This is a genomic window from Acidimicrobiales bacterium (genome assembly GCA_035512495.1).
Lineage (GTDB): Bacteria > Actinomycetota > Acidimicrobiia > Acidimicrobiales > CADCSY01 > DATKDW01.
Window position 1 is genome coordinate 19,523 of the sequence record DATKDW010000071.1, and the last position, 23,907, is coordinate 43,429.

Annotated in this window: 24 protein-coding genes and 1 pseudogene; 11 read left to right on the top strand and 14 right to left on the bottom strand. The window is 73.4% G+C overall.

Going from position 1 to position 23,907, the window contains the following annotated elements; genetic code table 11:
- Window positions 1-144 precede the first annotated feature (144 nt).
- The 7 genes and pseudogenes from rplI to panB all read right to left on the bottom strand — a co-directional run bounded on the left by rplI (window position 145) and on the right by panB (window position 3,768).
- Window positions 145-597: a 50S ribosomal protein L9 gene (gene rplI / locus VMN58_10515; GenBank protein HUF33625.1), complete on the bottom strand. Its 453-nt coding sequence runs from the start codon at window positions 595-597 to the stop codon at window positions 145-147.
- Between the two features lie 218 nt (window positions 598-815).
- Window positions 816-1,082, bottom strand: a pseudogene (rpsR, locus tag VMN58_10520) (30S ribosomal protein S18).
- The gene (gene ssb / locus VMN58_10525; protein ID HUF33626.1) at window positions 1,083-1,538 is read right to left on the bottom strand and encodes a single-stranded DNA-binding protein; all 456 of its coding nucleotides are present in this window, start codon (window positions 1,536-1,538) and stop codon (window positions 1,083-1,085) included.
- 14 nt (window positions 1,539-1,552) lie between these two features.
- Window positions 1,553-1,912: a 30S ribosomal protein S6 gene (gene rpsF / locus VMN58_10530; GenBank protein ID HUF33627.1), complete on the bottom strand. Its 360-nt coding sequence runs from the start codon at window positions 1,910-1,912 to the stop codon at window positions 1,553-1,555.
- Between the two features lie 154 nt (window positions 1,913-2,066).
- Window positions 2,067-2,663 (bottom strand): DUF192 domain-containing protein, encoded by a 597-nt coding sequence (locus tag VMN58_10535; protein HUF33628.1) that lies wholly within the window; start codon window positions 2,661-2,663, stop codon window positions 2,067-2,069.
- Window positions 2,660-2,863: a hypothetical protein gene (locus VMN58_10540; protein ID HUF33629.1), complete on the bottom strand. Its 204-nt coding sequence runs from the start codon at window positions 2,861-2,863 to the stop codon at window positions 2,660-2,662. Before VMN58_10540 ends, VMN58_10535 begins: the two co-directional genes overlap by 4 nt.
- Complete coding sequence (gene panB / locus VMN58_10545; GenBank protein HUF33630.1) at window positions 2,860-3,768, bottom strand: 3-methyl-2-oxobutanoate hydroxymethyltransferase; 909 nt, start codon at window positions 3,766-3,768, stop codon at window positions 2,860-2,862. Before panB ends, VMN58_10540 begins: the two co-directional genes overlap by 4 nt.
- A 100-nt stretch (window positions 3,769-3,868) precedes the next feature.
- On the opposite strand from panB, the gene VMN58_10550 reads away from it, so the two are divergent.
- The 5 genes from VMN58_10550 (at window position 3,869) to VMN58_10570 (ending at window position 8,170) form a co-directional block, all read left to right on the top strand.
- The gene (locus VMN58_10550) at window positions 3,869-4,060 is read left to right on the top strand and encodes a hypothetical protein (protein HUF33631.1); all 192 of its coding nucleotides are present in this window, start codon (window positions 3,869-3,871) and stop codon (window positions 4,058-4,060) included.
- A gap of 10 nt (window positions 4,061-4,070) precedes the next feature.
- On the top strand, window positions 4,071-5,117 hold the full coding sequence (locus tag VMN58_10555; GenBank protein HUF33632.1) for a Gfo/Idh/MocA family oxidoreductase: 1,047 nt from the start codon (window positions 4,071-4,073) through the stop codon (window positions 5,115-5,117).
- Window positions 5,118-5,197: 80 nt separating this feature from the next.
- Window positions 5,198-5,986 (top strand): PmoA family protein, encoded by a 789-nt coding sequence (locus tag VMN58_10560; protein HUF33633.1) that lies wholly within the window; start codon window positions 5,198-5,200, stop codon window positions 5,984-5,986.
- Window positions 5,979-6,716 carry a cupin domain-containing protein gene (locus VMN58_10565; protein ID HUF33634.1) on the top strand — a complete coding sequence of 246 codons (738 nt, stop codon included), beginning with the start codon at window positions 5,979-5,981 and terminating at the stop codon, window positions 6,714-6,716. The genes VMN58_10560 and VMN58_10565 overlap by 8 nt, the downstream gene beginning before the upstream one ends.
- The gene (locus tag VMN58_10570) at window positions 6,713-8,170 is read left to right on the top strand and encodes a hypothetical protein (protein HUF33635.1); all 1,458 of its coding nucleotides are present in this window, start codon (window positions 6,713-6,715) and stop codon (window positions 8,168-8,170) included. Before VMN58_10565 ends, VMN58_10570 begins: the two co-directional genes overlap by 4 nt.
- A 49-nt stretch (window positions 8,171-8,219) precedes the next feature.
- On the opposite strand, the gene VMN58_10575 is transcribed toward VMN58_10570, so the two are convergent.
- The 4 genes from VMN58_10575 to VMN58_10590 form a co-directional block, all read right to left on the bottom strand.
- Window positions 8,220-10,361, bottom strand: coding sequence for a transglycosylase domain-containing protein (locus VMN58_10575; GenBank protein ID HUF33636.1), 2,142 nt, complete (start codon window positions 10,359-10,361; stop codon window positions 8,220-8,222).
- A gap of 210 nt (window positions 10,362-10,571) precedes the next feature.
- Window positions 10,572-11,909, bottom strand: coding sequence for a hypothetical protein (locus tag VMN58_10580; GenBank protein HUF33637.1), 1,338 nt, complete (start codon window positions 11,907-11,909; stop codon window positions 10,572-10,574).
- On the bottom strand, window positions 11,906-12,595 hold the full coding sequence (locus tag VMN58_10585) for a hypothetical protein (protein HUF33638.1): 690 nt from the start codon (window positions 12,593-12,595) through the stop codon (window positions 11,906-11,908). The genes VMN58_10580 and VMN58_10585 overlap by 4 nt, the downstream gene beginning before the upstream one ends.
- A gap of 23 nt (window positions 12,596-12,618) precedes the next feature.
- Complete coding sequence (locus tag VMN58_10590) at window positions 12,619-13,041, bottom strand: DUF5318 family protein (GenBank protein HUF33639.1); 423 nt, start codon at window positions 13,039-13,041, stop codon at window positions 12,619-12,621.
- Window positions 13,042-13,139: 98 nt separating this feature from the next.
- On the opposite strand from VMN58_10590, the gene VMN58_10595 reads away from it, so the two are divergent.
- The 3 genes from VMN58_10595 (at window position 13,140) to VMN58_10605 (ending at window position 15,732) form a co-directional block, all read left to right on the top strand.
- Window positions 13,140-13,820 (top strand): PadR family transcriptional regulator, encoded by a 681-nt coding sequence (locus VMN58_10595; GenBank protein HUF33640.1) that lies wholly within the window; start codon window positions 13,140-13,142, stop codon window positions 13,818-13,820.
- Window positions 13,817-14,899, top strand: a complete 1,083-nt coding sequence (locus VMN58_10600) for an inositol-3-phosphate synthase (GenBank protein ID HUF33641.1) — start codon at window positions 13,817-13,819, stop codon at window positions 14,897-14,899. Before VMN58_10595 ends, VMN58_10600 begins: the two co-directional genes overlap by 4 nt.
- A gap of 95 nt (window positions 14,900-14,994) precedes the next feature.
- On the top strand, window positions 14,995-15,732 hold the full coding sequence (locus VMN58_10605; protein HUF33642.1) for a class I SAM-dependent methyltransferase: 738 nt from the start codon (window positions 14,995-14,997) through the stop codon (window positions 15,730-15,732).
- Window positions 15,733-15,744: 12 nt separating this feature from the next.
- Here the strand turns inward: VMN58_10605 and VMN58_10610 are convergent, their stop codons facing one another.
- From VMN58_10610 to VMN58_10620, 3 genes are read right to left on the bottom strand one after another with little or no spacing between them, the layout of a single operon-like run.
- Window positions 15,745-17,142 (bottom strand): CCA tRNA nucleotidyltransferase, encoded by a 1,398-nt coding sequence (locus tag VMN58_10610; protein ID HUF33643.1) that lies wholly within the window; start codon window positions 17,140-17,142, stop codon window positions 15,745-15,747.
- A gap of 43 nt (window positions 17,143-17,185) precedes the next feature.
- On the bottom strand, window positions 17,186-18,310 hold the full coding sequence (locus VMN58_10615; protein HUF33644.1) for a PilT/PilU family type 4a pilus ATPase: 1,125 nt from the start codon (window positions 18,308-18,310) through the stop codon (window positions 17,186-17,188).
- A gap of 45 nt (window positions 18,311-18,355) precedes the next feature.
- Window positions 18,356-19,360 carry a histone deacetylase gene (locus VMN58_10620; GenBank protein HUF33645.1) on the bottom strand — a complete coding sequence of 335 codons (1,005 nt, stop codon included), beginning with the start codon at window positions 19,358-19,360 and terminating at the stop codon, window positions 18,356-18,358.
- Between the two features lie 75 nt (window positions 19,361-19,435).
- On the opposite strand from VMN58_10620, the gene VMN58_10625 reads away from it, so the two are divergent.
- The 3 genes from VMN58_10625 to murJ are packed head-to-tail and all read left to right on the top strand — an operon-like array spanning window position 19,436 to window position 23,897.
- The gene (locus tag VMN58_10625; protein HUF33646.1) at window positions 19,436-20,164 is read left to right on the top strand and encodes a GNAT family N-acetyltransferase; all 729 of its coding nucleotides are present in this window, start codon (window positions 19,436-19,438) and stop codon (window positions 20,162-20,164) included.
- Window positions 20,165-20,217: 53 nt separating this feature from the next.
- The gene (locus VMN58_10630) at window positions 20,218-22,167 is read left to right on the top strand and encodes a DUF6049 family protein (GenBank protein ID HUF33647.1); all 1,950 of its coding nucleotides are present in this window, start codon (window positions 20,218-20,220) and stop codon (window positions 22,165-22,167) included.
- The gene (gene murJ / locus VMN58_10635; GenBank protein HUF33648.1) at window positions 22,164-23,897 is read left to right on the top strand and encodes a murein biosynthesis integral membrane protein MurJ; all 1,734 of its coding nucleotides are present in this window, start codon (window positions 22,164-22,166) and stop codon (window positions 23,895-23,897) included. Before VMN58_10630 ends, murJ begins: the two co-directional genes overlap by 4 nt.
- Window positions 23,898-23,907 lie beyond the last annotated feature (10 nt).

The window sequence follows — 23,907 nt, forward strand, 5'->3', positions numbered from 1 at the left end:
GGGAACAAGCCTGTGAGTTGTCGGGGGAGAAGACGCGGATCCCTGTGGAGAAGCCACCTGGCCCCGGGGCGCGCGCGTCCGGGGGCCTGCCGCCGGACCAAGGTGCGGGAGCCCCGGGCGACGTGCGCCCGGGGCCCGCATCACCTAGGAGGTCGAGGCGGTGACCTCGACGGTCACCGGGAACTCGACGTCGGAGTGGAGCTTGGCGATCGCCCGGTGCGTGCCGAGCTCGCGGATCGGCTCCTCGATGACCAGCTTGCGCCGGTCGAGCTCGATGCCGGTCTGGGCCTGCACGGCCTCGGCGATGTCGATGGCGGTGACCGAGCCGAACAGCTTGCCCTCGGCCCCGGCCTTGGCCTCGAGCTGGATGACCCGGGGCACCAGCTGGCGGGCGACCTCCTCGGCGACGCCGCGGTCGGCGGCGTCCTTGGTGTCGCGAGACCGGCGCATGAGCGACGCCTGCGCGATGGCGCCTTCGGACGCCTTCATGGCCAGGCCCTTCGGGACCAGGAAGTTGCGGGCGTAGCCGTCGGCCACGTCGAGGACGTCGCCACGCTTGCCCAGCTCGGCGACATCGGCGCGGAGGATGACCTTCATCACGCCTCCTCGGTGGTGACGCCGACCTCGGCCATCGACCCGTCGTCGCCCACATCCTCGAAGCCCTCGCCACCCTCGACGCCTTCGGCACCGCCGGGGGGCGGCGGGGCGTCGTTGGGGCCGGGACGGGGCGGGCGCTCGTCGCGCGGCGGACGGTCGCCGCCGCGGTCGTCACGACGGCCGCCTCGGCCACCACCGCGGCTGGAGGTCACGCGCACGGCGTAGGGCAGCAGGGCCAGCTCGCGCGACAGCTTGATGGCCATGGCCACGTCGCGCTGGTGCTGGGCGCAGTTGCCCGTGACCCGACGGGCCCGGATCTTGGCGCGGTCGGACATGAACCGGCGGAGGAGGTTGACGTCTTTGTAGTCGACCCACTCGATCCGGTCCTTGCAGAAGATGCACGGCTTCTTCTTGAACTTCTTGCCGTTGTCCTTGCCCTTGCCCTTGCGCTCGGCGCGCGGTGTGGGCTTCGACTTGCGTCCCATCTAGAAAGGCTCCTCGTCGTCATAGGCCGGCGGCTCGTTGCTCACGGACCGGCCACCACCGCCGGAGGGGGCACTGCCGGAGCCGTCGCCACCCTTCCGCTCGGTGCGCTCCACCTTCGCCGTCGCCCAACGCAGGCTCGGCGCGATCTCGTCCGCTCGGATCTCGACCACCGAGCGCTTCTCGCCCTCGGGTGTCTCCCACGAGCGCTGCTCGAGGCGGCCGGTGACGATCACGCGGGCCCCCTTCGGCAGGGACTCGGCCGCGTTCTCGGCCATCTCGGCCCAGGCGACCACGTTGAAGAAGGAGACCTGCTCCTCCCACTCGCTGGTCTGGCGGTTCTGCCAGCGACGGTTGACGGCGAGGCCGAACTTGGCCATCGCCTGCCCGCCGCCGGTGTAGCGCAGCTCGGGGTCTCGGGTCAGGTTCCCGATCACGGTCACGGTGTTGTCAGCCATTGCGCATCCTCGCTCTACTCGTCACGACCGCCGACGGCGGCCTCGAGGGCCTCGTCGGACACGGTGGGTCGGGTGCGGCCGGCAGCGTGCTCGGGCACCCGGACGATCTTGTGGCGCACGGTCTCGTCCGCCAGGCGGAGGAAGTTGTCGAACGGCTCGACGGCCTCGTTGCCGGCGGTGATCTCGAGCAGGACGTAGATGCCCTCCTGCTTCTTGTCGATCTCGTAGGCGAAGCGGCGCGTCCCCCACTTGTCGACCCGGTTCACGACGCCGTCGCGCGACTCGAGCAGCTCGGTGGAGCGGTTGATCAGCGACTGGACCGCTGACTCGTCGAGGCTCCCCTCGAGGATGATCATGACTTCGTAAGGCCGCATGTGCGAGCCGACACCTCCCTCTGGACCCGGCGCGGAGCACTCGGGGCCCCCGACGGTCGGGGGCAGGGCACTGATTGGAACTCGTCATGGTACGGGCCGCTGTCCACAGCCACAAACCTACGGAGAGGGTGTGACAGTGAACCGGCCGGCCCGCTCAGGCGGGGCAGCCCCCACCGGGGAAGCTGAGCACGGCGCCGGGACCCACCCCCATGGCGGGCAGGTCGCCCTGGGCCACCTCGAGGGCGTGGAGGTAGGGGGCGTCGGCACCGTAGGTGGGGCAGCGCTCGACGTCGTCGGGGCACGGCTCCATGTCGGTGGCCGAGACGAAGGCCCCGTCTGGGGCGAAGAAGGCGATGGAGAGCGGGATGCGGGTGTTGCGCATGAAGAACCGACCCTCGGACGGCTCGGGGAACCGGAACACCATCCCGTCGTAGCCCCGGAGGTCGAGCTGCTCCATCAGCCCCCGGCTGCGGGCGGCCTGGTCCTCGGCGAGCATGGCGCACCACACAGCGGCGGCCGCCCCCTCCGGGCTGATCCGGATGGCCACCTCGGAGACGCCCTCCAGCGGCCTGCGGCCGGCCTGGGGCCCCTCGGCCTCGGTCGTGGTGGTCGTGGTGGGGGTGGTCGTGGTGGTGGTGGGGGTGGTCGTGGTGGTGGTGGGCGCCGCTTCGCTCCCGCCTCCGTCGCCCGCGCACGCGGCGCCCACCAGGGCGACGACGACCACGAGCAGCAGACGACACCGGGTGCTCAACGCTCGATGACCGTCCCGTCGGGACGGACGAGGAAGGGGTCCGCCGGCCGGTCGGCGCCCGCCACCAAGAAGGCGGCCACCCCGGCGAGCAGCACCACCCACACCGCCCGGGCGATCCAGACCTCGATCGACTCTGCCGCCTCCCGGGCTTCGTCGGCCAGGTCGGCGAGCCGCCCGCTGGCTTCGGGTCGGTCGGTCACGCAGACATCGTGCCACCGCCGTAGAGCCCGGCGACCTCAACGGCCTCGGCGGGACCGTCGGCGCCATCCACGCCGAGGGCGGCGGCCACATCGGGCGCCAGGTGGTAGGTCTCCGCCTCCGAGGGGAAGGCGCCGCTGCGCACGTCGTCGGCGAAGTGGGACAGGGCGGCGACGCCGTCGGCCTTGAGCGTGGCGTAGCGGCGCACGAACTTGGGGGCGATGCGGTCCTCGAGACCGAGCACGTCGTGGAGCACCAGCACCTGGCCGTCGCAGTGGCGCCCGGCGCCGATGCCGATGGTGGGCACCGGCACGGCCTCGGTGACCATGCGGGCGACGGCATCGGGCACGCCTTCGAGCACGATGGCGAACACGCCGGCCTCTACCAGGGCGAGGGCGTCGTCGACGAGGGCCCGCGCCGCCCCGGCCTCCTTGCCCTGCACCTTGAAGCCCCCCATGGCGTTGACCGACTGGGGGGTGAGGCCGATGTGACCCATCACCGGGATCTCAGCGGCGACGATGGCCTCGACCATCGGCACCCGCTTGGCGCCCCCCTCGAGCTTGACGGCGGCGGCGCCGGCGCGCACGAGCGTGGCAGCGTTGCGGACCGTGTCCTCCACCGACACGTGGTAGCTCAGCCACGGGAGGTCGGCCACCACCATGGCGCGAGGGCCGGTGCGGGTGACCGCCGCGGTGTGGTGAGCCAGGTCGTCGACGGTGACCTGGAGCGTGTCGTCGTAGCCCAGGACGACCATGGCCACCGAGTCGCCGACGAGGATCAGGTCGACGCCCGCCTCGTCGGCCATGCGCGCGCCGGGCGCGTCGTAGGCGGTGACCATCACGAGCGGGTCGTCGCCGTGCGCGACCTTGCGGGCACGGACCGACGGAGCGGTGACGCGAGCAACCATGGTGGACCTCCAAGCCGTCCAGCGCCCCAATGGCTGCCGGCAGCACCTCGGAGCGTACCGGCCCCGGCGGCGCCCGACCAGGGCGAGGTAGGTTCCGGCCATGACCACGGGCTCGACCGGCACCTGTGACAGCTGCGGCGCCGAGGAGGGAGACCTCGTGGAGGTCCGGCGGGCGTACGTGACGCCGGAGGCCTGGGACACCGAAGGGCGAACCGAGCTGGCGCCCGGCACCGAGCGCTGGTGCTTCCCGTGCCGCACCCACTACCCCCACGTGGTGCCCGAGGTTGGCTGAGCGTCGGCGGGTGGCCGTGGTCGGCCTCAACGTGGGCCGCGAGCACGTCGCCGCCTACGCCAAGCTGCGCGACCGCTTCGAGATCGTGGGCGTGTGCGACCTCGATCGGGCCAAGGCCGAGGAGCTGGCCGGGCGCCTGCGGGGGGTCAGCGCCCACGGCGACCTGGCCGAGGTGTGCGGGCGCGACGACGTCGACGTCGTCGACCTCTGCACTCCTCCCAACCTGCACCTCGAGCACCTCGAGGCCGTGCTGGCCGCCGGCAAGCACGTCATCTGCGAGAAGCCCCTGGTGGGCTCCCTCGCCGCCCTGGACCGGGTGGTGGCGGCCGAGGCCGCCAGCGGCCGGCGGGTGATGCCCATCTTCCAGTACCGCTGGGGCCACGGCTTGCAGAAGCTCAAGCACCTCGTCGACGCCGGGGTGGCCGGCGACGCCCACACCGCCAACGTGGAGGTCTCGTGGCGACGGCGAGCCGACTACTACGCCGTGCCGTGGCGCGGCCGGTGGCAGACCGAGCTCGGCGGCGTGCTGCTCAGCCACGCCGTGCACGCCCTCGACATGCTCACCTACGTCGGCGCCCCGGTGGCCCAGGTGTTCGCCCGCACCGCAACCCGGGTGAACCCCATCGAGGTGGAGGACTGCGCGGTGGCCTCCCTCGAGCTCGCCGACGGGTCGCTGGCGTCGATCTCGGCCACCCTCGGCTCCCCCGCCGAGATCACCCGCCACCGCTTCACCTACGCCAACCTCTCGGCCGAGAGCGGCACCGAGCCCTACACCAGCTCCGCCGACCCGTGGACCCTCACCGCCGACTCCCCCGAGGTCGACGAGGAGATCCACCGGGCCCTCGACGGCCTCGACCTGCCCCCCGAGGGCTACATCGGCCAGCTCCACCGCTTCGACGCTGCCCTCTCCGACGGCACCGAGCTCCCGGTCACGCTGGCCGACGCCCGGGCCTCGCTCGAGCTGATCACCGCCCTGTACGTCTCGGCCCGGGAGGGCCGCGACGTGTCCCTCCCCCTCGACCCCCACGACCCCGCCTACGGAGGTTGGACCCCATGAGCGAGCCTGCGAGCGATTCGAAGAGCATGAGCGAGCCTGCGAGCGATTCGAAGAGCAGGACCGAGAACGCGAGCGATCCGATGAGCACGAGCGACCCGACCGGGCAGCACTGGACCTACGTCGGCAACCACCGCAAGAAGCCCCACGTCCACCCCCTGGCCACGCCGTCGGGGAAGGTGCTCACCCGGTCGGAGCCCGAGGACCACCCCTGGCACCGAGCCCTGTGGTTCACCATCAAGTACGTCAACGAGGAGAACTTCTGGGAGGAGGCCCCGCCCTACGGGGTGCTCCGCCACGTCGACGACGAGACGATCCACTGGATCCGCCCCGACCGCGAGACGGTCGGCATCACCGAGACCCGCCGCCTCACCTCCACCGACCTGGGCGACGGCGCCTACGCCCTCGACTGGGACACCACCCTGGTGCCGGCCACCGACGTGGTGCTCGACCGCACCGAGTTCACCACCTGGGGCGGCTACGGCGGCCTGTCCCTGCGGGGCCGGGCCGACTGGACCGACACCCGGCTCCTCGCCGACGACGGCAGCACCCACGAGCGCCAGATCGGCGTCCCCGGGCGCTGGCTCGACCTCACCGGCACCGTCGAGGGCGGCACCGCCGGGGTCGCCTTCCTCGACCACCCCACCAACCCCCGCCACCCCGTCCCCTGGTACGCCAGCACCCGAGCCGCCACCTACGGCGACGAGGGCTGGGCCAACTTCGTCAACGCCGCCTTCCTGTTCCACGAGGCGATGGAGGTCGCCGGCGGTGAGCCCCTGCGCTTCCGTTACCGGGTGGTGGTCCACGACGGCGACGCCGACGCCGGCGCCGTCGAGCGCTGGTGGTCGGCCTGGGTCGACGGCGGTGGCTGAGCCCGCACCTCTCCCCGGCGCGGTGGCGCTCTCCCACCTCCGCGTCTACGACTCCGAAGCCCCCGACGGGCTCCGGGGCGGCACCCCCCACGTGCACCTCGCCTGCAGCGAGGCCTACGCGGTGGTCGCCGGCCGGGGGGCGGTGCGGACCCTCACCCTCGACGGCCCGGCCGAGACGCCGCTCGAGACGGGGTCGGTCGTGTGGTTCACCCCCGGGACCATCCACCGCCTGGTCAACCACGGCGACCTCGAGATCCTGGTGCTCATGCAGAACGCCGGGCTCCCCGAGGCCGGCGACATGGTGATCACCCTTCCGCCCGAGCTCCTCGACGACCCCGCCGCCTACGCCGAGGCCGCCACGCTGCCACCCGACGCGGCAACCACCGCCGGCGACGGCAGCGCCGCCCGCCGCCGGCGCGACCTCGGGGTGGAGGGCCTCGAGCAGCTGCTGGCCGACCTCGATCGCGACGGCTCCGAGGCCCTCCACCGCTTCCACCGCCGGGCCGCGAGCCTGGTCGCTCCCCAGCTCGACCGGTGGCGACAGGTGTGGCGGGACGGCCCCCTCGCGTCCGCCGAGGCCACCGGCGCCCACCTCGATGCCCTCGCCGCCGGCGACGCGTCGCACCTCTCGGCCGCGACCCTCCACGCCCTGCCCCCACCGCCCGGCGAGCGACGGATGGGCTGCTGCGGCACCCTCGGCACCTACCTGCCCGACCGGGTGGCGCGATGACCCGCCTCGACGACCTCGCTCCCCACGCCCGGACGCTGGCCGACCGGTCGATGGCGGTGCTCGACGGCTGGTGGGACCCGGACGCTGCCCTCCTGTGGAACCCGCCCGGGTCGCTCGACGGGGTGGCCCCGCCCCGGTCGCTGCACCTGGTGCCCCAGAGCGCCTGGTACGCGGCGGGGCTCCTGCTCCGCGACGGCGACGGCGACCTCGACCGGGCGTGCCGCACCCTGCGGGCGGTGGTGGCCACCCAGTACGACGAGCCCGGCACCGTGTGGCACGGCACCTTCGCCCGCTTCGGTGACTGGCCCCGCCCTCCCCTCGAGGGAGCGGTGGAGTGGGTCGACTACGACCCCAACTGGCGGGAGTTCGCCGGCACCACCTTCGCCGTCGTCCTCCACCGCCTTGCCGCTGCCCTGCCCCTCGACGTGGTGGCCCTGCTCGAGGCGTCGATCGCCCTGGCCCAGCGGGGCGAGCCCGAGGGTCGCATCTCGGCCGGCTACGCCAACATCGCCCTGATGAAGGCGTGGCTCGACGCCGACGTGGGCCGCCGCCACGGCGACGCCGCCCTGGTGGCCACCGGCGAGCGCTTCGCCGCCGAGGTGGTCGAGCGCTACTCGCGCCACCACGCCTTCGACGAGTACGGCTCCCCCACCTACTACGGGATCGACCTCTACGCCCTCGCCCTGTGGCGCGACCTGCCGCCCACCCCTCGGTTCGCCGAGTGGGCCGAGGAGGTCGAGGCGGCGCTCTGGCACGACGTCACCCGCTGGTACCACGCCGACCTCGGGAACCTGTGCGGCCCCTACACCCGGGCCTACGGCATGGACATGGCGCGCTACGCCGGCCTCCTCGGGCTCTGGCTGTGGCCGGTGCTCGGCCCCGGCGCCCCCTTCCCCGCCATCGAGGAGCCCTTCGAGCACGCCCACGACCTCTCGATGGCCCCGATGGCAGCGCTCCTGGGGCCCCGGGTGCCCGAGGATGCGATCGGGCACCTGCGGCGCTTCCAGGGCGAGCGGACGGTGGCGACCACCATCACCGACGAGCCCCGGCGGGTGGCCACCGGGTGGCTCGCTCCCGCCGTGATGGCCGGGGGCGAGGACGCCGTAGAGGGCTTCAGCGGCGTCGGCCAGTACCACCCCGCCACCGTGCACTGGCGCCTCCCCGGTGGCGGGGTGGGCACCATCCGCGTCGTGCACCGCGGGCCCCTGCGGGCCACGGCGGCCCCCGGCGAGCTACGGGTGCGGGCCGAGGACCACCGCCACAAGGGGCCCACGCCCACCGTCGTGGAGATCGGCGGCGCCCCGCTGGAGGGCCTCGACCCGGCTCGTTGGGTGCTCCCCGGCCTGACGGTGGAGGTCGACGGGCCGATCGAGGGGGTCATCATCAGCGGGGGCGAGGTGGTGTGGCCGGCGGGGCCGCTGGAGGTGGCGCTCCGCCTCATCCCAACGTCCTGATCCCGGCACCGGCGAGCCAGGGCCAGGCGACCCGGCGCGGCTCAGCCCGTCAGGGCCCGTCGGTGTCGATCACCGTGGTCGTGGTCGACGACGGGGGTGGTTCCGTGGTCGTGGTGGTGGTCGACGAGGTCGTCGTCGACGAGGTGGTGGTGGTGGACGAGGTCGTGGTGGTGGCGTCGGGATCGGTGGTGGTTGTGGTGGTCTCGGGGTCTTCGGTGGTGGTCGTCGTCTCCTTCACCTCGGCCTCGGTGGTCGTGGTGGTGGCGTCGGGGTCCACGTAGCTGGAACGGTCGCCGGTGAGCGTTCGGCCATCGAAGCCGGTCGGTCGGACGAAGCTGCCCGCGTAGCGCTCGTCCCGGGTCGCCACCGACATGTACCGGCGGAAGATGTCGGCCGGGAACGAGCCGCCGGTGACCTCCACCCCGCGCACCGACTTCATCGGGATCTGACCGCCCGGATGGCCCATCCAGACCGCGGTCGACATCCCGGGCGTGTAGCCGACGAACCAGGCGTCAGCGCTGTTCTGGGTGGTCCCGGTCTTGCCGGCCACCGGCGTGGCGAGGGCGGCGCGGGTCCCGGTGCCCGACCGCACCGCCCCCTGGAGGATGAAGTTCACGGTGTCGGCCATGGTGGGCTCGAGGACCCGCTCGGTCTGGGTGCGGAACAAGTCGATCTCGCGCCCGCCGGCGTCGGTCACCCTGGTGACGACCATGGGCTCGACCCGTAGCCCGCGGGTGGCAAAGGTCAGGTAGGCATCGGCCATGTCGAGCACCGACACCTCGGCGCTACCGAGGGCGACCGACAGGCCGAGGCGGTCCTCGCGGATCTCGCTGCGGACGCCAAGGTCACGGGCGGTGGCGGCGATCTCCCGCGGCCCGAGCAGCTCGGCAAGCTGGGCGTAGACGGTGTTCGACGACACGCGGGTGGCGGCGATGAGGTTGAGTCGGCCGTGGTTGGCGTTGTTGAAGTTGCGGACCTCGTAGTCGCGCCCGCCCTCGCCGACGCCGGGAAAGGTGATCCGCGCCGGCGAGTTGAGCGCGGATTCCACCGTGTAGCCCTCGCGCAGCAGCTCGGCGAGCACGAACGGCTTGAAGGTGGATCCCGCCTGGCGGCCGGTGCCCCCGCCGCGGCTCCCGAGGGCGAGGTTCACCGAGCTCTCGGCGAAGCTGCGGCCGCCCACCATCGCCTTGACGTGGCCCTGGGCGTCGAGCGACACGAGTGCGCCCGCCGGGTCGTCCTCTCGGTCGAAGGTGCCGTAGACGGCGTCGTAAGCGGCTCGTTGGAGGTCCATGTCGAGGGTCGTGTGGATGTGCAGGCCACCGCCGTTGAGGCGGGCGTCGCCGTAGCGGTCGGCCATCTCGGCCCGGACGAGCTCGAGGAAGTACTCGGTGCCCACCTCGCTGCCGGCGATCCGGTCGTGGACGACCTCGGCCCGGTCCAGCACGTAGTCGACGACCGGAATGGCCGCGATCCGCCGCATCTCGGCCTCGGTGATGTGGCCCTCCTCCTGCATCGCCCGCAGCGCGATGTCGCGCCGGCGGTCGGCCTCGGCGGCCTGCTCGGGCCGGTCGGCCCGGTTGGCGTCGGCCTGCTCGGGTGCCCGCAGGAGCCCGGCCAGGTAGGCGGACTGGGCCACGTCGAGGTCGGTGGCGTCGACCCCGAAGTACGACCGGGCAGCCGCCTGCGCGCCGTAGGCGCCACGCCCGAAGTAGACGATGTTGAGGTAGCGCTCGAGGATCTCCTCCTTCTCGAAGCGCCGCTCGAGCTTGATCGCGAGCGTGGCCTCCTTGAGCTTGCGGATGATCGTGCGCTCGCGGTCGGTGTAGACGACCTTGACGTACTGCTGGGTGATCGTGGACCCGCCCTGGAGGGGTTGGCCCCGCAGGTCGGCCACCGTCGCCCGGACGATGGCCGAGGCGCTGATCCCCGGGTGCAGGAAGAAGTCGCGGTCCTCAGCGGCGAGCACGGCGTTGATGAGGTTCGGTGACACGTCGTCGAGGGCGAGCGACACGCGGTTCTCGCCGGAGGAGAGCTCGGCCAGCTTGTTGCCATCGGCGTCGAAGACGAACGTCGTCTCCACCGGCAGCTCGGCGTCGGGCAGGGGGACGTTGGCCAGCACGAACGCCACGCCGGCGAAGCCGGCCACGGTGAGCAACCCCACCAGGAAGAACAGGCGCCGGAAGCGCCACAAGAAGCTGCGGCGGCGTCGCGGCGGACCGGCCTTCCCGGTGGTCGACGCCGCGGCGCGGGGACGCCGGGGCGCCGGGCGCTCGGTGCGGGGCGCGGACCGGCCACCGCGCTGCGGGGGCGCGGACCGGCCACCGCGCTGCGGGGGCGCGGGGGGACGGCGTCGTGGTGGTCGGGAAGGGGCCATGGGGCGATGCGCCGCGACGGCGGAGGCTCAGGTCAGGCGCAGGGTCGATGCTACCAACGCGGCCCCACAGATCCCGAGCGCCACCGCCCCGCCGACGGCGGCCCGCCACGCCCACCGGTCGTCGGGGAGGCCGACGGCCGGGTCGGGGGCGTCGAGGGCGGGCTCGTCCGGGAGGGTCACCCAGCCAGCGCTGGCGGCCACCCCGAGGCCCACGACGGCACCGGCCGTCGCGACCACGACGCCGGGCACCCACCACTCGAGGTGGGCGGCGCCCACCCACCCCCAGGTGGTGGGCACGGCCAGGAGCCACACCCCGAGGCCGAGGGCGGGGACGGAAGCGGCGCGCGGACCGCGGACGCCGGGCGGGACGTCGGCGGCGACGGCGGCGACCAGGCCGGCGACGCCCAGCACGCCGAGGAGGCCGAGGGCCACCGCCGTCCCCGACGGCTCGAGCGTGAGCGACGCCACCAGGAGGGCAGCGCCCGGGAGCGCGGTCACGGCGGTGGCCGGTCGCAACCCCACGGTGGTCACCACCGCGGCTGACGCCAGCAGCAGCGCTGCCCCCGTGGTGTCGCCGGGCACGGTTGCCGCCGCCAGGGCCCAGAGCGCCAAGGCGACGGGCACGAGGGGCCGGGCGCGACGCCGGGCCGGGCGGACTCCCCACACCGCCGCCGCCGCCAGAGCGCCGGCACCGACGGCAACCGCCTCGCCGCTCCCTTCGAGGGTGGCGGCCGCCGGGAGCCCGACGGCGAGGGCGAGAGGCAGGAGCGGGCCGAGGGCTCGCCGGGGACGGCTGGCGGCGGCAACGGCCACCGCGGCGGCGCCGACCACCACCGGCACCCCAGCCTCCACGGGCATGCCGCTGACCGGCACGACGAACGCGTCGACGACCATGCCCAGACGGGCCACGCCCAACAGGGCGGCGGCAGCACCCACCAATGCCGCTGTGGCGAGCGGCAGGCCGCCGTCGCCCTCCCGCCTGGTGGCGGCCGCCGCCACGGCCGCCGCCGCCCCCAGGCCGACCACCGCGGGGACCGGGGTGGCGTCGGCGGTGCCCACGGTGAGGCCGACGAGACCGACCCCGACGACGAGCGACCCGCCGACGGCAGCCCACCGTTCCTCCGGTCGGGTCACGGCGACGAGGAGCAGCGAGGCGCCGACGCCCGTCGGCCCCACCAGGCCGTCAGCGGCGAGCACCGACCCTCCCACCTCACCGAGCAGGGTGACGACCAGCCACCCGGCGGCGGCCAACAGACCGCCGGCGCGCACCGTCGTGCGCGCCGCTTCACCCTCGGGCGTCCACCACGTCGCGCCGGCGGCGAGCAGCGGGACGGCCAGGACCACGGCGAGCAGCACCGTGCTCACAGGACGCCCGATCCGCTGACGGCCAGCGCCGCCGCACCGACAGCCCCCGCCCCGGCGACCACGGCGAGGCCGGGCACGAGGCGGCGCCACGGCAGGGCGGTGGCGCCGAGGGCGACCACGATGCCGGCCAGCGAGGCGCTTCCCCGCTGGACGGGGTCGCCGGCGGCCGATGGACCGGCGACGACCATCGCCGCGGAGAGCCCGAGCACGACCGCCCCCACGAAGGCGGCAACCGGCGGGCGGGGCCACCGCCGACGGGCGATCCCCCGTGCACGCCCGTCGCCGATCGTCTCGGACGTCGCGGCGGGAGCCCGGCTGGCCGCCACCAGAGGCTGGGCCCGCCGGCGACCCGGGACGTCTGACGGGGGGGAAGGGGAGGCGGGCGGGGCGGCGGGGCCGGGCGGCGGCGCCTCGGACGTCGCGCGGGCCCACCGGGCGGAGGGCACGGCGAGGACCAGGGCCGTCGCCGCCAGCCAGGCCGAGGCGACCGCAGGGCGGGACCCCACCAGGCCGGCAGGGCCGAGGACGGCCTGGGCCCCGGCCAGGCCCGAGAGCGAGGACGATCCCCAACGGACGGAGACCGCGAGGACGGCGCCGGCGACCGCGAAGGCGGAGGCCGGCCGGCGGACGACCACCACCAGGAGCCCCCCGAGGAGCACGGCGCTCCCCGTCGAGGAGAGCGCCATGGCGGCAGCAGCCGCTGCCGCGGTCAGGCGGAGGGGGCCGAGGGCCTCGAGCGAGCCGGGGTCACCAGGAAGGTCCGGGCCAGGTGGTTCCACGAACAGTCGGGACAGACCTCGACCACGTAGCAGGCCAGGTCGCCGGCGCTCCGGCGCAGGCGCGCCATCTCCGCCTTCGTCGTCACGCACCGACCGTGGGCCGGCATCCGCGGCCCGAACACGTAGGAGACGAGCACCACGTTGGCGTCCTCGCAGATCGGGCACTCCTGGCTCGACTCCTCTCCGACGTTGCGGGCCGCCCGCACGAGCTCAGGGTGAGCGTCGCACACCTCGTGCCTGGCCAGGCGGCCCTTGCGGAACTCCGAGATCACCGACTGGCGGGCCAGGCGGTAGTCGACCTCACCCGGGGTGCCGGGTGCTGCACCTTGGATGGCCTGAGGGCGGAACGCCACGGAAGAGAGGGTAGCGAGGCCCAGGCTCGCGCGCCCGGGGCAGACGCTGGCGAGCCCATGAGGTTGCAGTCGATATATCGAGTCGATATGTTGAGGCGGTGATCGAGCTCGCCATCCTCGGGGTCCTCAAGGACGCCGACCTCCACGGCTACGAGCTGAAGAAGCGCCTCCGCGAGATCCTCGGCCCCCTGTCGACGGTCTCGTTCGGCTCCCTGTATCCGGCGCTGACCCGGCTCGAGTCCCAGGGAGCGGTCAAAGCGGTCGCCGCCGGGGTCACCCAGGGGCCGACCATCCCCATGACGGGCTCCTTCGCCGGCGAGGCGGCGGCGTTCCGTGCCGCCAGGCGCAAGGCCACCCGGGGCCCCCGCAACAAGAAGGTGTACGGGATCACCGACGTCGGCGAGCGCCAGCTCTGCGAGCGCATCGCCGACCCCGCCGACGACGAGCGGACCTTTCCCGTCAAGCTCGCCTTCTGCCGCTGGTGCGACCCGACCACCCGCCTCGACCTCCTCCAGCGCCGTCGAGCCACGCTCGCCGGCCGCCTCTCCGAGCGAGAGGGCACCACCGCCGCCCGGGGCGAGCGCCTCGACCGCTACGTGCGCTCCCTCCTGGAACACGACACCGAGTCCACCGTCCGGGACATCGCCTGGCTCGACCGCCTCATCGCCAGTGAGGTCGCCGACCACGACGACCCGACCGCAGCACCCACGTCGCCCGCCCCGGGCGACCCCACGACCACGCCCGACCCGGGCGACCACCTGGAAGGAACCACCACATGAAGAGCATCAAGCTCGCCATCGCCGGCGTGGGCAACTGCGCCAGCTCCCTGCTGCAGGGCCTGGAGTACTACAAGGACGCCGACCCGGCCGACGAGGTGCCCGGCCTCATGCACGTCGACCTCGGCGGCTACCACATCCGCGACATCGAGCTGGTGTGCGCCTTCGACGTCGACGCCACCAAGGTCGGCATCGACGCCAGCAAGGCCATCTTCTCGGGCCAGAACAACACCATCAAGTTCAGCCCCGTCGGCCACCTGGGCGTCACCGTCCAGCGCGCCCCCACCCTCGACGGCTTCGGCAAGTACTACAAGGAGACCTGCGAGGAGAGCCCGCACGAGCCGGTCGACGTGACCCAGGCCCTGCGCGACTCCGGCGCCGACGTGCTCGTCTCCTACCTCCCGGTGGGCTCCGAAGCCGCCCAGAAGATGTACGCCCAGGCATGCCTCGATGCCGGCGTCGCCTTCGTGAACGCCATCCCCGTGTTCATCGCCTCCGACCCCGAGTGGGCCCAGCGCTTCACCGACGCCGGCATCCCCATCGTGGGCGACGACATCAAGAGCCAGGTGGGCGCCACCATCGTCCACCGCATGCTTGCCCGCCTCTTCGAAGACCGCGGCATGGTGCTCGACCGCACCTACCAGCTCAACGTGGGCGGCAACATGGACTTCAAGAACATGCTCGAGCGCGACCGCCTCGAGTCGAAGAAGATCTCCAAGACCCAGTCGGTCACCAGTCAGCTCGACAACGGCATCGACGCCGACGACGTGCACATCGGCCCCTCCGACCACGTGCCCTGGCTCGATGACCGCAAGTGGGCCTACATCCGCCTCGAGGGCCGCAACTTCGGCGACGCCCCGCTCAACGTCGAGCTCAAGCTCGAGGTGTGGGACTCCCCCAACTCGGCGGGCGTGATCATCGACGCCCTCCGCTGCGCCAAGATCGCCATGGACCGAGGCCAGGGCGGCCCGGTCGAGGGCGCCAGCGCCTACTTCATGAAGAGCCCGCCCGTGCAGCACCACGACGACGTGGCCCACCGCATGGTCGAGGCCTTTGCCGCAGACGTGCCGTTCGAGGGCTGATCCCCTCCTCTCTCGACGTCGAGCTGCGAGACGGGCCCTGCCTGCGGGCGGGGCCCGTCCGCGCCACCGGCCGAGCCGGCGACCACACTGGCAACGTGCCGACCGACAACGCCGCCGCCTGGGACCGCCACTCCGCCGCCTACCAGGAGGGCGCCGACCTGGCGACCGACGTGGTGCACTACGGCCCCGACATCGCCACCGAGGCGGAGCTGCGCCTCTGCGGCACCGTGTCCGGCAAGCGGGTGCTCGAGCTCGGCTGCGGCGGCGCGCAGTGCTCGATCGCCTTCGCCAAGCAGGGCGCCAACGCCGTGGGCGTCGACTTCTCGGCCGAGCAGCTGGCCTTCGCCCGACGCCTCGTCGAACGGGAGGAGGTGAAGGTCGAGCTCCACCACGGCGACCTCGCCGACCTGGCCTTCATCCGGGGCGATCAGATCGACCTGGCCTTCTCGGCCTACGCCTTCGGGTTCGTCGAGGACCTCGACCGGGTGTTCCGGCAGGTGCACCGGGTGCTGAAGCCGGAGGCACCCCTGGTCTTCTCGCTGCCCCACCCCGCCTACGACATGATCGACGACCAGTCCGACCCGGCCCTCCTGGTGCGCCGCTCCTACTTCGACCACTCCCCCATCGACTACGAGTGGGGTGGCGTGGCCTTCACCGACTATCGCCACACGGTCGGCGACCTCTTCACGTCGCTCGGACGGGCCAACTTCCGGGTCGACACCATCCTCGAGCCGGAGCCGCTGCCGGGCGGGCCCCGGAGCCAGCACTGGCACGACGCCTTCCGCTACGTGCCGCGCACCCTGATCATGCGAGCTCGCAAACAGGGGATCTAGGCGACCTCATCCTCATTTCGCCTGCTCGGTCCACCAGGTCTCTAGGCGTCTTCGGGCCTCGTCTTCGCCGATGAGTCCCTCATCGAGGCGGAGCTCGAGGAGGAAGTCGAGCGCCTGGCCGATGACCGGGCCGGGGTCGACACCGAGGTGCTCCATCACCTGGCGCCCGTCGAGCTCAGGGCGCATGGCCGCCAGCTCCTCCTGGGCGCGCAGCTCCTCGATCCGCTCCTCGAGCGTGTCCATCCGTGCCGCCAGCTCGGCTGCCCGTCGCCGGTTGCGGGTGGTGCAGTCGCAGCGGGTGAGCTCGTTGAGCTCGTCCAGGAGGTGGCCGGCGTCGCGGACGTAGCGGCGGACGGCGGCGTCGGTCCAGCCCATCTTGTAGGTGTGGAACCGCAGGTGCATCTCGACGAGTCGCGTGACGTCCTCGATGTCGTCGGCGGCGTAGCGAAGCGCCTGCATCCGCTCGCGGGTCATGCGGGCGCCGACGACCTCGTGGTGGTGGAACGTGACCTTGCCGCGAGGACCGAACGAGCGGGTCTTGGGCTTGCCCACGTCGTGGAAGAGAGCAGCCAGTCGCACGATGCGCTCGGGCCGGGTCTTCTCGACCACGGCGATGGTATGTGCCAGCACGTCCTTGTGGTGGTGGATGGGGTCCTGCTCGAGGGCGAGGCCCGGCAGCTCGGGGAGGAACTCCTCCGCCAGGCCCGTCTCAACCAGGAACCACAGCCCGGGGCCGGGGCGCTCGACGACCACGAGCTTGTCGAGCTCGTCGCGGATGCGCTCGGAGGAGACGATCTCGAGGCGGTCGTGGAGGTCGCGCACGGCCGCCACCAAGTCGTCATCGGGCACCAGTCCGTAGCCGGCGATGAAGCGGGCGGCCCGCAGCATGCGCAGCGGGTCGTCGGCGAAGGACTCTTCGGGGGAGAGGGGCGTGCGCAGGCGCAGGGCCGCCAGGTCGGCGGCCCCTCCGAAGGGGTCCACCAGCTCCGGGGCGACGTCGCCGGGCCCGGTCGGCAGGCGAAGGGCCATGGCGTTGACGGTGAAGTCGCGGCGGGAGAGGTCGACCTCGACGTCGTCGGAGAAGCGGACGTCGGGCTTCCGGGAGGCGGGGTCGTAGGCGTCGGCCCGGTGGGTGGTGATCTCCACGTCGCGGCCGTCCTTGCGACAGCCGATGGTCCCGAAGCGCTTGCCCTGCAGCCACACGGCGTCGGCCCAGGGCCGCACGATCGCCTCGATCTCGTCCGGCAGGGCGTCGGTGGTCAGGTCGAGGTCGATCTCCGCCGCCTCGCGGCCGAGGAGGAGATCCCGTACGGCGCCGCCCACCAGGTAGGCGCGCTTGCCCTCCCGCCCGAACCGCTCGGCCAGGGGGCGCACCTCGTCGAGGATCGGCTGCAGCCGGTCGGGGACCACCGGGCACAGCGTACCGGCGCGCCCTGACCCTCCCCGAAGCCAGTCAGGTGCTGTTGGCGATGCCGGCGCGCTGCAGGGCGATGCGGAGGTCGTGGGGGTTGGTGGCCACCCCCATGGCGTCCCGCTGCTCCACCAGGCCGTCGCGGATGAGGCCGAGGAGGCTCTGGTCGAAGGTCTGCATCCCGTACCACTCGCCGTCGGCGATGATCTCGTCGATCGAGTCACCGGAGGCCGACGGGTCGATGATCCGGTCGAAGACCCGGCCGGTGTTGACGAGGACCTCCACCGCCGGGATTCGCCCCGTGCCGTCGGAGCGCTCGAGCAGGCGCTGGCTGAGGACCCCCCGCAGCGAGGTGGCGACCGTCTGGCGGATCTGTCGGTGCTGGTGCGACGGGAAGAAGTCGACGATGCGGTTGATGGTCTCGACGGTGCTCGAGGTGTGCAGGGTCGAGAGGACGAGGTGGCCGGTCTCGGCGGCGGAGAGGGCTGCGCTGACGGTCTCCGGGTCGCGCATCTCGCCCACGAAGATGACATCGGGGTCCTGGCGCAGCACCCGGCGCATGGCCTGGGCGAAGCCCTCCGTGTCGGAGCCGATCTCCCGCTGGCTCACCAAAGAGCTCTTGTCCTGATGGATGACCTCGATGGGGTCCTCGATGGTGACGATGTTGACCATCCTGGTGGCATTGATGTGGTCGATCATCGAGGCGATCGAGGTCGTCTTGCCGGAGCCGGTGGGCCCGGTGACGAGGACCAGGCCGCGGGGCTCTTCGGCGAGCGTGCGAGCCGCCGGGGGCAGGCCCAGGGCCTCGAAGCTGGGGATGCCGATGAGCACCCGGCGCAGCACCATGGCCACCGAGCCCCGCTGGCGGTAGACGTTGACGCGGAAGCGGCCCAGGCGGTGGACCCCGAGGGCGAAGTCGGCCTCGTTGGTGAGGTCGAACTCGGCGCGGCGGGCCGGAGGGAGGATGGCGAAGGCCATCCGCTCGATGTCAGGCGGCTTGAGCTTGGCGTAGGGCAGCTGCTGCAGGCGACCATCGACGCGCACGTAGGGCGGCGAGCCGGCCTTGATGTGCAGGTCGGAGCCCTGGAGGCGGCACAGGTGCTCCAGCAGGACGTCGATCTCGGCGTCGTCGTCGAACTCGACGACCTCGGGCGCGGTGGTGCTCACCCGGACCTCATCGGCAGGGTGGCTGCCAGACATGAGGGTCCGGCCTCAGCGGGCGGCCAGCGCGGTGACGGCGGCGTCGACCACGTGGCGTCCCGGGCCCCCCGACGTTGCCGCCTCCGGGCGGTGGTCGGCCCCGGTCAACGCCGCCGCGAAGGCGCCTGCCGAGTCGGCGAGCGCCTGGAGGTCGTAGCCGCCCTCGAGGAAGGCGATGCGTCGGCCCGGCGGGGCGAACGAGAGCGAGCGGCGGGTCAGGTCGGCGAAGTCGCCACTCGAGAGCCCGAGGCCGGTGAGGGGGTCGGCCCGGTGGCCGTCGAAGCCGGCCGACACCAGGAGCCAGGTCGGGGCGAAGCCCTCCACCACCGGCGCCACCACCTCGTCGAGGGCGGCCAGCGCGACATCGCCGGTGAGGCCCGCTGGCATCGGGAGGTTGAGGGTCGTGCCCGCGCCCTCACCGACCCCGGTGTCGCCCAGCCGGCCGGTGAAGGGGAAGAGCGGGAACTCGTGCAGCGACACGTAGAGGACGCGCGGGTCGGCGTAGAACACCGCCTGGGTCCCATTGCCGTGGTGAGCGTCCCAGTCGAGCACCAGCACCCGCTCGCCCCGCTCGGCGAGGACCCCGGCGGTCACGGCGATGTTGTTGACCAGGCAGAAGCCCATCGCCCGGGTGGGCATGGCGTGGTGGCCGGGGGGGCGCACCACGCAGAAGGCCGCGTCGGCCTCGCCCCGGTCGAGGCGCTCGACGGCGTCGGGGCCGGCGCCGGCGGCGAGCACGGCGGCGTCCCACGACGCCGGGACCGCCACGGTGTCGGCGTCGATGGCGCCGCCACCCGCCTCGCAGAACCGGGCCAAGGCGTCCAGGAAGTCCGGCGGGTGGGCGAGCTCGAGCTCGGACCGGGTGGCGGGGCGGGGCACGACCCGGATGAGGGCGTCGTCGACGCCGGCGGTGGCGATGCCCGCCAGGACCGCGTCGAGGCGAGCGGGCCGCTCGGGGTGGCCTCGACCGTTGTCGTGGTCGGCGAAGCGCTCGGAGGTCGAGAGCAGCAGTCGCAAGGCTTCGAGGCTACCGGGGGCGCCGCTGACGCACCGCCGCCCGGTGGGCGCCCGCGCATCGATACGCTCGCAGCGGTGCGTGGGCTCGACGTCGTGCGACGGGGGCCGGAGCGGCTCCGGGTGGGGCCCTGGCGTGGTGACGCCCGGGTCGCCTACCTGGCGCCCGTGTCCGAGACCCCCCCGCCCACCGCCGACATGGTGCGGTGGTGCTGCTCCCTGCTCGCGCGGCGCGGCTACGCCGAGGTCGTGACCGGCGCCCTGGCCGCACCGGAGCGGGAGGGCTTCGTGGCGGCCGGCTTCGAGGTCCGCGAGGAGCTCCACCTCCTGAGCCACGACCTCGACGACCTCCCATCGCTCGTCCCTCGGCCGGTGGTGCCGCTTCGGCGCGGGTGGCGAACCGACCGCGGCCGTGCGCTCGAGGTCGACGCGCTGGCCTTCAGCCCGTTCTGGCAGCTCGACACCTCGGGGCTGACGGAGGCCCTGCACGCCACGCCCGTCTCCCGGTTCCGGGTCGCAGGCCGAAACCCCCTCACCGGCTACGCGGTGTCGGGCCTCGCCGGACGGCAGGGCTACCTCCAGCGCGTCGCCGTCGACCCCGCCGCCTGGGGCCGAGGCCATGGGCGAGCCCTGGTGCTCGACGGGCTGCACTGGATGCGCCGACGTGGCGCCCGGCGGGCGGTGGTCAACACCCAGGTGGGCAACGGCCGAGCCCTCGACCTCTACGAGCGTCTCGGGTTCGACCTGCAACCATCCGGCCTCGCCGTCCTCGCACGGCGGCTCCCGGACCGGGAGCTGACCGGGTGAGGCGTCAGGTGGCGGGAGCGGCCGCGCTCCTCGCACTGACCCTTGGTGGGCTCGTGGCCGCTCCCGCCGAAGCCCAGCGCTCGCCGTCCGGCCGGATCGCCCTCGCCTCCCAGCGGTCGTGGATCGGCGACGGCAACACCTTCGTGCTGCGGGTCGACGTCGACCGCATCCGATCCCCCCAGGACCTCCAGCTCACCGCCACCGTCCACGCCGCGGTCACGTCCCGATCACAGTTCGCCCGCACGGTCCATGGGTCGCTCCTCGGCAGGAGGGTCGCTCGGTCGACGGTGCCCCTCCGCTTCGACGCCGCTGGCGCCGTCCCCGTGGTCTTCTCGCTCCCCGGGGCGCCCGACAACGTCGGCGCCGAGCCCCTCCCCGACCTCGCCCACGGCGTCTACCCGGTGGCGGTGTCGCTCCACGAGCGCGGTGGACCGGCGATCGACTCCTTCACGACCCACCTCGTCCGGGTCCCCTCCGCCACCGACCTCCCGCCGCTCTCGGTCGCCTGGGTGCTCCCCCTCTCGGCCCAACCGGGGCTCCAGCCCGACGGCACCACCGACCTGCCCGGCGAGGACCGGCGGCGACTCGCTGACGTGGCGAGCGCCCTGGCCGGGGTCAGCGGGGCAGCAGTCACCCTCGCCCCGACCCCCGAGACGCTCGAGGCGCTGCGCACCCTCGGCGACGAGGAAGCCCTCGACGACCTCCGGACGACGATCGACCAGGGCGGCCAGGTGATCGCCCGGTCGTACGTGGACCTCTCCCTCGGGACCCTGCTCGACCCCGCCCTCGCCGACATGGTCGGCGCCCAGCGCAGCCACGGGATCGACATCGTCGACGACCTTCTCGGCGTGCGGCCCGACCCCCGCACCTTCGTCACCCTCGACTCGCTGGATGACGACGACGTGACCCGCCTCCGGCGCACGGGCGTCGACCAGCTCGTCGTGGCCGAAGACGAGCTGGAACCGCTGCCGGCTCGGGTGACAGCCGGGTTGACCCTCGCCCGCCCCTTCCTCGTCGAGGCCGGCCGAGGCCGCCGCGTCGTCGCCGCTGCTGCCGAGTCCGGCCTCGCCGCCCACTTCTCCGACGGCGACGACCAAGTCCTCGCCGCCCACCACCTCATCGCCGACCTCGCAGTGATCTTCGGTGACCGGCCAGGGCAGGTCCGTGGGGTCGTGGTGCACCCACCGCGGGACTGGGAGCCCGATCCGACGTTCCTCGCCACCGTCCTGACGAGCATCTCTTCCATCCCGACCCTCGCACCCGTCACCGTCGACGAGCTGCTGGCCGACGTCACCGTGCTCGAGGATGGGGGCGACGCGGTGGTCCGGCAGCTCACGACCGGTGGCGCACCGTCGCCCGGTACGGGGCGCGACGAGCTCGACCGTCTCCGTCGGTCGGTCGAGTCGCTCGTGACGATGACCGGGAGGGCCAACCCCGACGTGGAGCTCCTCGACCAGCTCCTCCTCGTCGCCGAGTCTCAGCGGCTCGACGCCGACCGACGGCACGCCTACGTCACCGCCAGCCGTGGCCGCCTCGGCGACGTCCTCGACCGGATCCAGGTGCTCGACCGCGGCAGCTACCGCCTCACCGCACGGGAAGGCACCATCCCCTTGACGCTCCGCAACCACAACCCGTACCCGGTGACCGTGGTCCTCGGACTGGCGAGCGACAAGCTCGAGTTCACCGAAGGAGACGCGCTCGGCGACAACCGGTCCCGCCTGCACCGCGAGCTCACCCTCGAGCCGGGGAACACCGCGGTCTCGCTCCAGGTCCGTACCCGCACCTCCGGTGACTTCCCGCTGCGCATCGAGCTGCGCTCGGTCGACGGCGGCCTCGACGTGGGTGGCAGCCGGGTCACCATCCGCTCCACCGTCGCCTCTGGCGTGGGGGTGGTCCTGTCCGTCGGTGCCGGCCTCTTCCTCCTCGTCTGGTGGGCCCGGCACTGGCGGACCGCCCGGCGCGACCAGCGGTTGGTGGACCCGACGGCCGACGAGACGGCGTGAACGCCGGCGACGCCGCTCCCGACCCGCCCGCCGACCAGACCTCACGGGAGCCGGCCGAACCCGCACCGTCGGGCCGGCGGGCGTCGGCCCTCGTGGCCTCCGGGATCATGCTCAGCCGCCTCGCCGGCCTGGTCCGCGAGCGGGTGATCGCCTCCGAGCTCGGCGTGGGCATGGCCGTTGACGCCTTCCGGGCCGCACTGCGCATCCCCAACCTGATGCAGAACCTGCTGGGCGAAGGGGTGCTGTCGGCATCGTTCATCCCGGTCTACGCCCGCCTGCTCGAGGAGGGCCGCGAGGAGGAGGCCGGGAAGGTCGCCGGCGCCATCGCCGGCCTCCTCGCCGCCGTGGCCGGCCTCCTGGTGCTGATCGGCGTGGTGTTCGCCCGGCCCATCACCCTCGCGCTCGCTCCCGGCTTCGCCGGGACCCCCGAGCGCCTCGAGCTGACCGTCACCCTCACCCGGATCCTCACGCCCGGCATCGGGATCCTGGTGCTCTCGGCATGGTGCCTCGGGGTGCTCAACAGCCACCGCAGGTTCTTCCTCTCCTATGTGGCGCCGGTGCTCTGGAACGCCGCCCAGATCGGCGTGCTGGTCGCGCTCGGCATGCGCGGCTTCAGCCAGGAGGGCCTGGCGATCGGTCTGGCGTGGGGCGCCTTCGCCGGAGGGGTCCTGCAGCTGCTCGTGCAGGTGCCCACCGTCGTCCGCCTCGTTCGCCACCTGCGTCCCAGCCTGCGCACCGACCTCCCCGGCGTGCGGACGATCGTGCGCCGCTTCGTGCCGGTGGTGCTCGGGCGGGGCGTCGTCCAGCTGTCTGCCTACCTCGACCTGCTCCTGGCGAGCCTCCTGGCGGTCGGCGCGGTGTCGGCCCTCGGCTACGCACAGGTCTTCTACCTCCTCCCGATCAGCCTCTTCGGCATGAGCGTCGCCGCCGCCGAGCTGCCCGAGCTCAGCCGCCTCGACGCACCCACGGAGGAGGCGCTCGCCACCTGGCAGGAGCGAGTCGAGTCCGGCCTGGCCCGGGTCGCCTTCTTCGTCGTGCCCGTCTCGATGGTGTACCTCGTGCTCGGCGACCTGGTGGTGGGGGCGCTGCTCCGGACGGGTCGCTTCGGGCTCGCCGAGACGGTGCTGGTCTGGTACGTGTTGGCGGCCTTCACCATCGGCCTCCTCGCCACCACCTCGAGCCGGCTCCTGCAGAGCACGCTCTACGCCCTCGGCGACACCCGGACCCCTGCACGGGTCGCCGCGCTCCGGGTCGCCCTGGCCGCGGGCCTGGGCGTGGTGCTGATGTTCCAGCTCGACCGGATCGTGCTCGACGGCACCGGCCTCGTGGGCCTCGCAGGCTTCGACGAGCTCCCGGCCCCGCTGGCTCCCCTGCCAGAAGGGGTCAGGGTCGCCGGGGGCGTCATCCTCCGGCTCGGTGCCGTGGGCCTGGCGCTCGCCTCGGGGATGACGGCCTGGGTCGAGCTGGCCCTGCTGCGACGTCGGCTCACCGCCTCGGTCGGCCAGGTCCGGCTCGGCGGGGGCCACCTCGGGCGGATCCTCCTCGCGACGGCAGGGGCGGGGGCGGTAGCGCTGTTCGGCCGTCCGCTCGTCGACCACCTCCACCCCGTCGTCGCCCTCGCCCTCGTCGGTGGGCCGAGCGGGCTGATGTACCTCACGGCCACCACCGCCCTCGGCGTACCCGAGGCGCGCGCCCTCGTCGGGGGCGTCACGCGGCGCCTGAGCCGGTGAGCGCCGTGGG

Coding starts and splice junctions, on each gene's coding strand:
- rplI (HUF33625.1), bottom strand. CDS start 597: ATGAAGGTCATCCTCCGCGCCGATGTCGCCGAGCTGGGCAAGCGTGGC.
- ssb (HUF33626.1), bottom strand. CDS start 1,538: ATGGCTGACAACACCGTGACCGTGATCGGGAACCTGACCCGAGACCCC.
- rpsF (HUF33627.1), bottom strand. CDS start 1,912: ATGCGGCCTTACGAAGTCATGATCATCCTCGAGGGGAGCCTCGACGAG.
- panB (HUF33630.1), bottom strand. CDS start 3,768: ATGGTTGCTCGCGTCACCGCTCCGTCGGTCCGTGCCCGCAAGGTCGCG.
- VMN58_10550 (HUF33631.1), top strand. CDS start 3,869: ATGACCACGGGCTCGACCGGCACCTGTGACAGCTGCGGCGCCGAGGAG.
- VMN58_10560 (HUF33633.1), top strand. CDS start 5,198: ATGAGCACGAGCGACCCGACCGGGCAGCACTGGACCTACGTCGGCAAC.
- VMN58_10570 (HUF33635.1), top strand. CDS start 6,713: ATGACCCGCCTCGACGACCTCGCTCCCCACGCCCGGACGCTGGCCGAC.
- VMN58_10585 (HUF33638.1), bottom strand. CDS start 12,595: ATGGCGCTCTCCTCGACGGGGAGCGCCGTGCTCCTCGGGGGGCTCCTG.
- VMN58_10600 (HUF33641.1), top strand. CDS start 13,817: ATGAAGAGCATCAAGCTCGCCATCGCCGGCGTGGGCAACTGCGCCAGC.